This is a genomic window from Polaribacter litoreus, from assembly GCF_054584775.1.
This window is the reverse complement of sequence record NZ_JBTLRD010000004.1, coordinates 199,272-212,359: the sequence shown is the minus strand read 5'-3', so window position 1 is coordinate 212,359 and position 13,088 is coordinate 199,272. Positions and strand designations below refer to the sequence as shown.

Here is a 13,088-nt window from a genome sequence, read left to right as displayed (position 1 = left end):
AAAAAGGTTTTTATTTTACCAGACTAATGTTGCTACAGCGCCTGCTGGCAAGACCATAGAAATTGGTTCTTGAGTTACATTTATATTAAAAGATTTTTGAATATCTGTATTATTTAAAACGATGACAACAATTTTATCATCTGGAGTTTTAAAAGCTACATTTGGTAAATCTAAAGAAGAATTACTCCCTATTCTTACTGAACCTTGAGGTACAAATTTAGCGGCATGTGCAATAATATAGTAGGATGAATTATTGGTTACATTGCTACCATCAATAGTAATAGCTCCTAAACATTTAGTACAACCACCATCTGTGTAAGGTCTGTTATCAGGATCTGCTGCTAAATTCCATTGTAAAACAACTTTACTCCAATTTCTAGATGCTCCAATAATTAATTCTCTAAAATGCCAACGAATATCTGAAGGAAAATCGCCAGGAGCTTCTATCCATTGTTCTGTAAAATAGACTCCTTTATCTGGATGCGCATTATGCACAACACTCATATTTTCTATATTTCCTGCATATAAATGAAAAGCAGAACCAGCAACATATTGTTTAGCTTGAGGATCATTCATTATTGAAATAGGATAATTAGGGTTATCTAAATTATGGTCGAAAAGAATAATTTTTGTAGTAATATTTTCGGTTGAAAATAATGGACCTAAATGATTTGTAATAAAATCTTTTTGCTCATTAGCCTCCATTAACATACTTGGATTATTGTATGGGTTTTCTGGTTCATTCTGAATGGTAATAGCATCAATAACAATACCTTCGTCTTGCATTTCTTTAATATATTTTGCAAAATAATTAGCATAAGTTGCATAATATTGAGGTTGTAATTTTCCTCCAATTGAGTTGCCATTTGTTTTCATCCAAATAGGTGCAGACCAAGGTGTTCCTAAAATTTTTATATTAGGGTTGATGGCCAAAATCTCTTTTAAAACAGGAATTAAATTTGCTTTATCTGGAGCAATTGAAAAGTTGGTTAAATTCACATCAGTTTGTCCTGCAGGAAGATCACTATAAGAAAAAACGTTGGCATCTAAATCTGAAGCACCAATACTTATTCTTAAATAACTAACTCCAATACCATTTTCTAAAGAAAATAAGTCTTGTAATAAAGCACTTTTTGCTGAAGAAGACATTGAATTTATCAATGATGCGCTTCCTCCTGTTAAAGAATATCCAAAACCATCCATAGTTTGGTAAGTATCATTTTCTGATACATTAATTGTGAAATTAGTATTATCCGTCATTGGAAAAATACCATTGTCTTGTAACGCCACCAAACTTGTTTTATCTGGAGTTGTTAAATAGAAATCTACAGCAACACTTTCTACCTCTGGTGGAGGAAATGTGGGCAATGCCTTTTCTTCACAAGATTGAAATAATAGAATTATCATTGGAAAAATAAGGCTAAAAATCATTTTATTTTTGATATTTAAAATCTTCATTTTTAAAAAATATTTTATTGTTTTACAAATTGGTATGTACCTTCTGTATAATTATTATTTAACACAATTGTAACCTCATAAGACGCATCTTCTGAAATGTTTACAATATTAGAACCACCTCCATTTATTAAATTTCCATCTAAATTACTTGGTGTATCTGATCCAAAATCTAAATCCCAAGGGCTAATAAATTTCATATCATAATTAGATATTAAGTTCGTGGTAATTTTATATGTGTTTGGATGCTCGTAAGTCATAGGAAATTCATCTCTATCGTCCCAAATATTCCAATGGAATAGTTTTAAATTATAATACGTCCAAGTAAGTTTTGCTGCATTAAAATCGAAATTCAATTTTAAAGCTCGGTCTGAAGTTACTGTGAATGAATTTGTGTTATTTCCTAAAAGAAGTACATCATCAGAAACTTTATCTCCATCTGGTGTATTTGTATTTGCTAAACTAGAAGCTACAGAATAACTTTCTCCTGAACCATCTGCTGAAGAATTTAAGGTATAATTTGCAGAAGATTGCATTGGTATATATTCATCTAACTCAAAAATATCGCCATTTTTGGTGAATTCTTTTATTATATTCCCATTTTCAAAAAGAAAGAGCGTATTTGGTGCTTGAATAGGGTTAATAATTGTATTGTCTTTTTCTAATGTATAGAAATATCCTTCTGCGTTTAAATTAAGCGTAACAATAAACAACCCAACTTCATTGGAGGGAATATCTTCAAAAGTTACTCCTTGATTAGTAGCGTCATTCTCAAAAATTAAAGTATTTTGAGTACCAACTACTCTTTTCATTAAGTAGCCCCAATCTCCATTTGGTCTAAAAACAAAACCTCCTGTACCTACTAAATCTATCGAGTTTTGCCAAACTCCATTTCCTTGATAATTTAAAGACTCATCTCCATTCCAACCTCCGTTTATAGGACTCCCAACCATACTAAAAAAATCTATTTTAAAGAGTTCATAAGTGTTAGCGTCTAAATCTACCTTTATTCTGTATTGCCCATCTTCATCAGCAATAATTGCAGCTCCTGATTTTTCTAAAATCCCATTTTCTCCTCCATATTGCAAACTAGGCAAAGCGTTTTCACTGTAAAACTGATAAGTTTGTCCAGCTTTTAAACTGGTAAATACTTCGTAAATATTTGATAAATTACCATCAGAATCATTCAATCTTTTTAATTGAATGGCATCTGCAAGAATACCATTATCTTCTGTTGCTTCACCAGAAATAAATAAGCGATTTGGAATTATTTCATCTTCAAATCTTTTTACTGTTATTGTGTTAGATGTAATTGATGATTTGCTTAAACTTTCAGCTTTTACTGCCCAAGTTATCGTTGCATTTTCATTTGATGGATAACCTGCAAAAGATAATATTTCATCTATTTTTTGATATGAAATAGTTGCTGCTAATTCTTTGCCTCCATTTCCAGAAGCAAATTCATATAAAGGATTCGTTAAATCTGAATCTGTGGTTTCGTGGATGGAAACTTTATACGTAACTCCAAAACCTTCAGAAGATGTAGCTGCTTGCCAACTAAACGTAATGGTTTCATTTGGTGTAATTTGGTCTAAAATAAAACGCTCTTCATTTTTAGGAAGTTCTATTACTGGATTGCTTAATTCCCACAATCCTTCTGGTGCTAAATTTGACTCTTCTTCACAAGATATTGTGAAAAAAGAGGCAATAATCAATACTAATGTGAATTTATAAAACTGTTTCATATTTCTTAATTTTATAATGGATTTTGAACTAATGCTGGGTTTCTATCCAATTCTTGTTGTGGAATTGGCAATAATTTTTTAGCTTCCGTAATTGGGTAGTTTACTGCATTGCCTGTTCTTAAATCAATCTCTACTAAACTATTCATTGTTGAAATCAATTGATTATTTCTAACCAAATCGTCCCATCTATGCCCTTCTAAAAACAACTCTAACCTTCTTTCTTTTAAAATAGTGTTTCTTAAAATTTCTTGTGATGATTGTTGTGCTTGTGTTAAGTTGGGCAAAGAAACTCTATTTCTTATTTTATTAACTTCTGCTACTGCATTTGCAGTTTGTCCTAATTCATTAAGTGCCTCTGCTTTTAATAAAACAATATCTCCATATCTTAATAAGTATTGCCTATCTGCACTTGCAAATCCGTTTGCATTTTTCCACTTATATCCAAAAGGAATTGAAGTGCCAGAACTATTTCCCCAATATTCATCAACCCAATTAACACTTTCAAATAAAATTGATGCATTTTTTCGAATAACATCACCTTCATCATCAAAAGCATTTACAACATCTACAGAAGGTGTTACAAATTTTCTCCAAGCATCACCAGAAATTGATGGAGGTAATAATAATTGTGGTCCAAAATTACCTTCATTTCCACCTAAATATTGTACTTCTATAATAGATTCTGCATTATTATAATTGTTACCATCAAATAATTGACTGTATTCTATTAAAGTGTAGTTTGCTTGACTTTGTTCTACTAAATTGATATAATTTAAAACTTTTGTATAATCTGTATTGGTTCTTTGCATTTCTGCTTTTGCAGCTAAAGCATTTGCTGCACCAGATGTTGCTCTTGCTTTATTTATGCTTGCGTCATTACCATAAGTATCAGGCAAAAAACTAGCAGCCAATTCTAAATCTTGAATAATTTGGTTGTAAACTTCATCTATTGATGCTCTTGGAATATTTACATCTTCTGCATTTACAGATACAATTGTATTGGTAATTAAAGGAACACCACCCCATAATTTTACCAAGGTAAAATAATGGTATGCTCTTAAAAATAGTGCCTCACCTTTTATTTGATTTCTTCTTTCATCTGTTAAAGTTGGATCTGTAATTGCATCAACTCTTTCTAAAACTAAATTTGCTTTAGAAATGGCATTGTATATGTTAGACCAATGTGTAAAAAGTCTGGAATGTGTTGGTGTAATCTCTAATAAATCTATTTGAAATATTTCTGGATTATCTCCTCCTGCATAATTATTATCAGATCTTACATCTTGAAATAAAATATTGTCCCAAACATAGTATTCTGATGACTGAAAAGATTCGTAAGCACCCACTAAAGCAGCTTCTATTTGGTTTCTTGTTTCATAAGCATTTCCACTTGTTTCCTCAGAAATAGGTTTTAAATCTAAAAACTCTTCACAAGAAGAAAGAAATAAGATTTGAAATAATACGAGTATTGTAATTTTATATTTTTTCATATTTGTAAACTATTTAAAACTTTAAACTTGCTCCAAAAAGGATGTTTCTTGTTTGTGGGTAGGTCCCAAAATCGATTCCTCTAACTGTATTACTGCCACCAAAAGCATTTACTTCTGGGTCTAACCCAGAGTAATTGGTTATGGTAAATAAATTTTCGCCAGTTGCATAAAGTCTAATTTCTTTAATATTTAATTTATCTATAATTGATTTTGGTAAAGTGTATCCTAATGTAACTGCTTTGAATCTTAAGTAAGAAGCGTCTTCTATAAACCTTGTAGAGATTCTAGAGTTATCTGTATTACCAAAACTAGATCTTGGAATATTTGTAATATCTCCAGGTTGTCTCCATCTATCTAAAACAGCTGTAGATTGGTTTTTTGGATCTGTCATTCCTTCTAATTCAATTCTAGTGGCATTTAACATTTCATTGCCTTGTGAACCTTCTAGTAAAATAGATAAATTAAAATTTTTATAAGTAATTGAATTATTGATACCGTAAATGAAATCGGCATTGGCATCTCCAATTATAGTTCTGTCTTCTGCAGTTGGTGTAAATGTTGTGGTACCATCTTTAGCAACATAATAGGCATTTCCTGTTTGTGGATCTACACCACCAAAAATATAGCCATATAAAATACCCAAAGGTTCGCCTTCTCTTACCAAACTAGCTTCTCCTCTTCCACCAGCAATTCCTCCTTGAAATAATTCTTGTCCGACTAAATTAATAACTTCATTTCTATTGAAAGAAATATTAAAAGAAGAATTCCAGTTTAATTCTTCTGTGTTTATATTAGCTGTTTGCAGCGTAATTTCTAAACCTTTATTTTGAAGCTCTCCAATATTTTGAAAAGCACTTTCAAAACCAGATGACGTTGGTAAAGGTGCGTTTAAAAGCAAATCTTTCGTATTTTTTATATAAGCATCAACTGTTAAACCAATTTTATTATCTAATATCGATAAATCAATACCTATATTAGTTTGTGCAGATTCTTCCCATTTTAAAGATAAATTTTCTATAGATGCAGGAAAAGTACCTGGTTGTGCAACGCCTCCAAAAGGATAATTTGCGCCATTACCAACTCTGCCTAAATAAGCGTAATTTGCTATTTGATCGTTACCAACTAATCCCCAACCAGCTCTTAATTTGAGATCAGAAATAACATCTACATTTTTTAAGAAATTTTCATTTGAAATCCTCCATCCAGCTGAAAATGAAGGAAAATACCCCCATCTATTATTAGGCCCAAAAATACTTGAACCATCTATTCTAAAATTTGCTGTAATTAAATATTTATCATTAAAACTATAATTTACTCTGCTTATAAAAGAGGCATTTGCTTTTTCTGATTTTGTAGCTGTAGCCGCAAATATTTCTGAACCTCCGTTTGGAGTTGTAACACTTTCGCTCGCAAAGTTTCTTGTTTGTATTGCACTATTTTCGAATAAAAACTTTTGTGTTACAGATCCTATTAAAGCATCTACTTTATGTTTGTTAAATTCTTTACTATATTTTAAAGTATTTTCAAAGATGTAATATTTTGTACTATTTGTATTGCTGATGGATTGCCCTTTTATAGCTCTACCAAAACCTGTTCTTAAAGGATCTAAAAAGGAATCGAAAATACCATTACTATGGTCTATACCATAATTTAATCTATAAGTAAAATCTTTTAAAAAATTTGCCTCTAAGTATAAATTTCCTAAAAAACGTTGGCTATTAAATTCTCTTTGTAAACCATCTGTACTTGCCAAAGGGTTTTCCCAATTTTGAAAAGGATTGCTTGTAAAACTTCCATCTTCATTAAAAACACCAATAACACTTGGTGTAGTTAAAGCTCCTAATAAAACTCCACCAGCATTTACATTATTATTATCGTTTACATCTACATCTGAATAAGAAATGTATGAAATTCGCGAACCTACTTTTAACCAATCGTTTATTTGCTGATCTAAATTAATTTTAAAACTAGATCTATCTAATTCAGCACTTCTAACAGCACCAACTTGACTTGTAAAACCAGCTGAAACATAATAATTTGTTCCTTCACTTTTACCAGAAATTGATAATTGGTAATTACTAGATAAGCCGTTCTGAAAAATTTCATTTTGCCAATCTGTTTGAGCAGTTAATAAAGCCCAATTAGTGGTTAAACCTAATTCTGTCATTAAATCTCGATACTGCTCTCCATTTAGTACTGGTAATGTTTTCCAAACTTGAGAGAAACCTAAATAAGTATCAAAAGTGACTTGAGGTTTTGCTGTTTTTCCTTTTTTTGTTGTAATTAAAACAACCCCATTTGCACCTTGAGCACCGTAAATTGAAGTTGAAGAAGCGTCTTTTAAAATGGTAATTGCGTCTATATCTTGTGGATTAATGGATCTAGTATCTGTTGTGGGAACTCCATCTACAACGTATAAAGGCTCACTACCAGCATTAATCGAGTTTGTACCTCTAATTCTTACACTAAAGCCCTGAGACGGTTTACCTGAACTTGATAAAACTTTTACCCCTGCAGATTGACCTTGAATTAAAGAACCAAGCTGACTATTTCCTCTCGACTCTAACGATTCTGAATTTACAGTAGAAACACTACCTGTGATATCCTTTTTTACCTGAGAACCATAACCTACAACTATAATTTCTTGTAATTGCTGGGCATCTTCTTCTAAAATTACGTTGATTTCTTTTCTTTCATTAACCTTAATTTCTATGGTTTTCATCCCTAAATAGTTAAAAACTAAAACTGCATCGATAGGTATTGGATTTGTAAATTGATAAATTCCATCAAAATCTGTAGTAACTCCTTTAGACGTACCTTTAATAGATACAGAAACACCAAAGAGAATTTCATTTGAGGTGTCTGTTACTTTACCCTGTAATGTTACCTGACTATAGGTGGAAATGACAAAACCTATAAGAAGTAGTGGTAATAAAATTCTTTTTTCAGTCATAAAATTATTGTGATTAAGTTGATTTTTTTGATTAATTACTTATTCGAATTAGTCTATTTTATCTTTTTTGTATGGTATATTTACCTGATCAAAAATAAGCACAAGCTAATTTTTAAAAATATTTTAAACTTAAAAAAGTAGTTAATTCAAATAATTAATTACACTATTTTACTAATAATCAATATTTTAAAAAATGTATTAATTTAAAAAAAGTAGCTATTAAATTCTAAAAAAGTAGTTAAAAACACCAAAGTTTATGATATTTTTTTTACACTATCTTCAAAAGCTTCTCGACCTATAACCGAGTTATTTTTTAGTTTAACTCTGTAGTTATAAATAGTGCTTACAGAATACCTTAAAATTTTAGCAATTTGCTCGCTGTTGGTTATACCAAGTCTTATAAGGGCATAAATTCTTAGCTCAGTGCTTAGCAGCTCACCCCTTTTCACAACAATTCTTTTATCTTTTTTTAATAACTCGTTAAATTTATCGATAAAATTTGGGTAAATATGTAGAAAAGATTCATCAAAATTTTTATGAAACAACTTCATTTCGTCATCTATTACCTGTTTAGATTCTGTTAGTTTTTGTAATTCCGACATCCTATTTAAGGCAACATACTTTTTTACTAACTTTCTATAAATATCTAATTTGTTGATATAATCAGAATAAAGATTTAGAAACGTACCAATATACCTTTCTTTAATAGTATCTGACTTTAACAGCTCCGCATTAATATCATTCAAATTCTCATTAGATATTTTAAGCTGATTGTTTAGGTCTTTTAAAGTTGTATTTGCCTTTTTTAACTGAGTTCTAGCTTCTGATAGTTTTTTAATTTGGTTGTAGATGTATAAAATAGTAAAGATTAATATAACAACTAAAAAACTAATAAAAATAAGTGATCTTGTTAGCTTTTTATTTTGAAGTTTACCTTCTCTCTCGTAAGCTTCTGTAATTACAGGCAAAATATTAGATAAATTAATAAACCTTAATTTTGAATTAAAGAATTTTGCATCATCTAAAGAAAAGTTAATAAATTTATGTGCTTTAAAAATCTTTTTTTCTTCATAAAGTATCATTGCTAATTTAGCCAAAGAAGCATTGTCTTTTACTGATGCTTCTATATCTGAGATAGATGATAAAATAAGGTATTTCTTTTCATCATTTCTATTTTTAGCTAGTTCATATAATAAAGATCTTTCAAAAGTAATTAATGAATAAATGCGTGTACCACTTTTCTTACCTAATAGCCTTTTATCATTGATTTTTAAAGCTTTGCCTAGCAATCTTTTGTCTCTGTATTCCTTTTCTTTTAATCTAAGGAATTCATCAGATTTTTTTGGTAAAATTAAAGCAAGAGAATCTTGATAATTGATATGTTTCGAGTAATAATTGTGTTTGTTTTCTGGAATCGACGAATAATAACTTAATTCTGAATACGCTTCTTTTAAAACATAAAAATACCTAGGAAGCAAATCAGATGAAACCTCTTTTTTTTTTATATTTGTTAGAATATCTAAAGACTCTTTATACCTACCAGAATCCATTAATAATTTAGCAAGCAATATATTTGAGTCGATTATTAAAAAAGACTCCTTTAAGTTTTGTGCAGTTTTTAGATTTTCTATTGCATAAAACAAAGCTGCATCAAAGCTATAATATTCTAATTCATTAATTAATTTTTTGGTAAGTTTATACTTAACTTTTTTCTCAAGTAAAGTATCTTTTAAAATCTGTTTATAGTTTTCGATATTTTTTTCTCTTTTTCTATCGAAAAAAGAACGTTTTTCCATTTTTGACTCTAAAGCCACCAACAACGAGTCTAAAGAGTTTGTTCCATATGCTACTTTTGAAAAAAGAAATAAGACAATAAAAATTCTAAACATTATCTTTAAAAAAATTATGAGTAAAAGTAAGTTTAATTTAAAAAAAATAAAACATCCTAATCAATTGTAAAGTTAATTAATTTAATTACCTAAGTATGAAAACAAACGGATATGATTATGTTTCTTTGGATAGCTAAAATAAAATTATAATTTAAAATACTAAAAAAAGTAAGTTTACAGGTCATTGTTTGTTTGCTCTATAGATATTTCTACAAATATGATTCGCTTTAAACTATTAAGTACGTTATTAAAGCCGTCTTTTGGTATTGATAATTTGAAAAAGTTAAAGTCCTCTATTGTATTAAAATAATGCCCAAACTCATATTCTGTATTTTTTATTATAGCTTTTGCAGCAAGATTTATTACCATAAAGGTTTTCTTGCAACTTGCATCGAGAGGCAACCCATCATTCGTCAAGCCCCATTTGGTATTGCATCAAGAGGCAACTGTAAAACTGGATCAATATCAAAAGTTGTGTGTGGATTGTTTAAATAGTTAGATCTTTGTGATAAAAAAAGATATTGGATCATTACCTAGAACTACTCAAGCTTATTCTACCAGAATTTTTAATTCATCATTTTGATTTAGTTAACCACACAAAAAAAGCAGAGATTATACATCTTTACTTTGAAGAACGTAATGTAGAACCTAAAGAAAAATCTAATGGTGCGCTAATCGCTCACGGTTTTCATAAAGAAGTGACCATTCAAGACTTTCCTTTACGAGGAAACACTGTTTATTTACATGTAAAGCGGCGAAGATGGCTAAATAAAGACACAAAACAAGTTGTACAAAGAGACTGGAACTTAGTGGCACAGGGAACTCGAATGACCACCGAGTTCGCTGCTTTTTTAAAAGAAATTAGTAGATACTAAAACTTCAGATTGTCATACTATAGCTGGGTTTTATAATGTAGATGGTAAAAAACTTAGCAGACAATATCGTGATTATCTCAGTGAATTTAAACAATGGAAACAAAAGCCTCATGCTAAAGAGTGGCTTGTTTTCCCTGAGAATATTGGCCCTTATCTTTCTATTGACGAAACAGCACTTTCTAAAGGAGAACTCTACACGATAATCACCAATAAAAAAGCAAAGGGAAAGGCGGGTAGCATTGTCGCCATATTTGCAGGTACAAAAGTGGAGCCTATTATAGAACAGCTTCTTAAAATACCAGCTAAGAAAAGGGCTAAGGTTAAAGAAATTACCTTAGATATGGCTAACTCCATGAAAACAATAGCTAAAAAATGCTTCCCAAAAGCTATGCAGGTTACAGATCGATTTCATGTGCAAAGGCTTGCTTTAGAAGCTCTACAGGATATCAGAATAAAACATAGATGGGATGCCATAGACCTAGAAAATCAAGAAATAAAAAAGGCTAGATTAAAAGGCCAAGCATACAAGCCAAAGCTCTTCAGTAATGGAGATACCAGAAAACAGCTATTAGCTAGAAGTAGATATTTACTTTACAAAGCGCCTTCTAATTGGACTAAAAATCAATATGAAAGAAGCCAAATACTATTCAAAGAATATCCTGATATCAAAACAGCCTTTAACTTGGTACAAAATCTTAGAAGTATTTTTAATTCTACTAAATCCATAGAAATAGCATATACTAAATTGGCACATTGGTATAAAGATGTTGAGCAATCTGGATTTAGAGCATTTAATACAATAGCAAATACTGTAACTATTAACTACAGATCTATTCTTAACTATTTTATCAATAGAAGTACCAATGCTTCTGCAGAATCTTTAATGCTAAAATTAAAACTTTTAGATCACAATTTAGAGTGGTCAAAAATGTAGAATTCTTCCTTTTTAGATTAACAAATATTTATGCTTAATTTTAAAATCCCACAACTTTTGGACTTGATCCATCCTTTATCCGTAATCGTACAAAAATCGTACAAATTAAGAAAACAAAAAAGCCTCAACAAATACATGTTGAGACTCTTACTATGTACAGGCGGAGAGACTCGAACTCTCACACCTCGCGGCACTAGATCCTAAGTCTAGCGTGTCTACCAATTCCACCACGCCTGCAACTTTCCAATTTATTGGGATGCAAATATAAACAATACTTGTAAACTACAAACTTGTTCGTTATAATTTTTCTATTTTTGATGACTAAGTTTTAAAATTGAACAATGAATCCTATCCAATCTTATATAGAAAATAATAAACAACGATTTTTAAGAGAACTCATAGATTTGCTTAAAATACCATCAATTTCAGCAGATTCATCACACAAAAAAGATGTTTTGCTAACTGCAGATTTTGTCTTAAACAGTCTTAAAAAAGCGGGTTGTGATAACGTTGAACTATGCAAAACTCCTGGATATCCAATAGTTTATGGCGAAAAAATTATCGACAAAAATCTACCAACTGTTTTAGTTTATGGTCATTATGATGTGCAACCTGCAGATCCAATTGAATTATGGACTTCTCCCCCTTTTGAGCCTGTTATCAAAAAAACAGAAATTCACCCTGAAGGAGCCATTTTTGCAAGAGGTTCTTGCGATGATAAAGGGCAAATGTACATGCATGTAAAAGCATTAGAATACATGACATCTACAGGAAATTTACCTTGTAATGTTAAATTTATGATAGAAGGTGAAGAAGAAGTTGGCTCTGAAAGTTTAGCTTGGTTTGTACCTAGAAATAAAGAAAAATTGGCCAATGATGTAATTTTAATTTCGGATACAGGAATGATTGCTAACGATATTCCATCAATAACAACAGGTTTACGTGGTTTAAGTTACGTAGAAGTAGAAGTTACTGGGCCAAATAGAGATTTACATTCTGGTTTATATGGTGGTGCTGTCGCAAATCCTATTAATATTTTAACCAAAATGATAGCTTCTTTGCATGATGAAAGTAATCACATCACCATTCCTGGTTTTTATGATAAGGTAGAAGAACTTTCAACAGAAGAAAGAGCAGAAATGGCAAAAGCACCTTTTTCATTAGATGCTTATAAAAAAGCCTTAGCAATTGATGATGTTTATGGTGAAGTTGGCTATACAACCAACGAACGCAATTCTATAAGACCCACTTTAGATGTTAATGGAATTTGGGGAGGCTACACAGGAGAAGGAGCTAAAACTGTAATTGCTAGCAAGGCTTTTGCTAAAATATCTATGCGTTTAGTGCCGAATCAAGATTGGAAAGAAATATCAGATTTGTTTGTGAAACATTTTGAACAAATTGCTCCTAAATCTGTAAAAGTGATCGTAAAACCTCATCATGGAGGTCAAGGTTATGTAACACCTATAGATAATATTGGGTATAAAGCAGCAAGTAAAGCTTATGAAACTACTTTTGGTAAAACTCCTATTCCACAAAGAAGTGGAGGAAGTATACCCATTGTATCTCTTTTTGAAAAAGAACTTAAAAGCAAAACAATTTTAATGGGATTTGGATTAAATTCTGATGCCATACATTCTCCTAATGAACATTTTGGGATTTGGAACTACCTAAAAGGCATCGAAACTATACCATATTTTTATTCTAATTTCGTTAAACTACATAGATAATTATTATCTTTGTAGTA

The 13,088-nt window shown here is 30.5% G+C and carries 9 protein-coding genes and 1 tRNA gene; 3 read left to right on the top strand and 7 right to left on the bottom strand.

Features of this window, described 5'->3' with window-relative positions; all coding sequences use genetic code 11:
• Window positions 1-15: 15 nt before the first annotated feature.
• From ACW9UN_RS04655 to ACW9UN_RS04630, 6 genes are all read right to left on the bottom strand, one after another.
• Window positions 16-1,458 carry a glycoside hydrolase family 30 protein gene (locus ACW9UN_RS04655; protein WP_459484324.1) on the bottom strand — a complete coding sequence of 481 codons (1,443 nt, stop codon included), beginning with the start codon at window positions 1,456-1,458 and terminating at the stop codon, window positions 16-18.
• A 14-nt stretch (window positions 1,459-1,472) separates the two neighbouring features.
• A complete protein-coding gene (locus tag ACW9UN_RS04650) occupies window positions 1,473-3,200 on the bottom strand; it encodes a SusE domain-containing protein (protein WP_459484322.1) in 1,728 nt (575 codons plus the stop codon).
• Window positions 3,201-3,211: 11 nt separating this feature from the next.
• Window positions 3,212-4,690, bottom strand: coding sequence for a RagB/SusD family nutrient uptake outer membrane protein (locus ACW9UN_RS04645; protein WP_459484319.1), 1,479 nt, complete (start codon window positions 4,688-4,690; stop codon window positions 3,212-3,214).
• A 13-nt stretch (window positions 4,691-4,703) separates the two neighbouring features.
• Window positions 4,704-7,643 carry a SusC/RagA family TonB-linked outer membrane protein gene (locus tag ACW9UN_RS04640; RefSeq protein WP_459484317.1) on the bottom strand — a complete coding sequence of 980 codons (2,940 nt, stop codon included), beginning with the start codon at window positions 7,641-7,643 and terminating at the stop codon, window positions 4,704-4,706.
• A 254-nt stretch (window positions 7,644-7,897) separates the two neighbouring features.
• A complete protein-coding gene (gene susR, locus ACW9UN_RS04635; RefSeq protein WP_518525014.1) occupies window positions 7,898-9,532 on the bottom strand; it encodes a SusR family glycan utilization regulator in 1,635 nt (544 codons plus the stop codon).
• 174 nt (window positions 9,533-9,706) lie between these two features.
• Window positions 9,707-9,901 carry a hypothetical protein gene (locus ACW9UN_RS04630; protein WP_459484313.1) on the bottom strand — a complete coding sequence of 65 codons (195 nt, stop codon included), beginning with the start codon at window positions 9,899-9,901 and terminating at the stop codon, window positions 9,707-9,709.
• Window positions 9,902-10,053: 152 nt separating this feature from the next.
• Between ACW9UN_RS04630 and ACW9UN_RS04625 the strand changes: the two genes are divergently transcribed.
• The gene (locus tag ACW9UN_RS04625) at window positions 10,054-10,407 is read left to right on the top strand and encodes an ISAon1 family transposase N-terminal region protein (protein WP_459484312.1); all 354 of its coding nucleotides are present in this window, start codon (window positions 10,054-10,056) and stop codon (window positions 10,405-10,407) included.
• A 19-nt stretch (window positions 10,408-10,426) separates the two neighbouring features.
• On the top strand, window positions 10,427-11,341 hold the full coding sequence (locus ACW9UN_RS04620; RefSeq protein WP_459484474.1) for an ISAon1 family transposase: 915 nt from the start codon (window positions 10,427-10,429) through the stop codon (window positions 11,339-11,341).
• A 155-nt stretch (window positions 11,342-11,496) separates the two neighbouring features.
• Here ACW9UN_RS04620 and ACW9UN_RS04615 read toward each other — a convergent pair.
• Window positions 11,497-11,578: transfer RNA gene (locus ACW9UN_RS04615), tRNA-Leu, on the bottom strand.
• A 104-nt stretch (window positions 11,579-11,682) separates the two neighbouring features.
• On the opposite strand from ACW9UN_RS04615, the gene ACW9UN_RS04610 reads away from it, so the two are divergent.
• On the top strand, window positions 11,683-13,071 hold the full coding sequence (locus tag ACW9UN_RS04610) for a dipeptidase (protein ID WP_459484310.1): 1,389 nt from the start codon (window positions 11,683-11,685) through the stop codon (window positions 13,069-13,071).
• Window positions 13,072-13,088 lie beyond the last annotated feature (17 nt).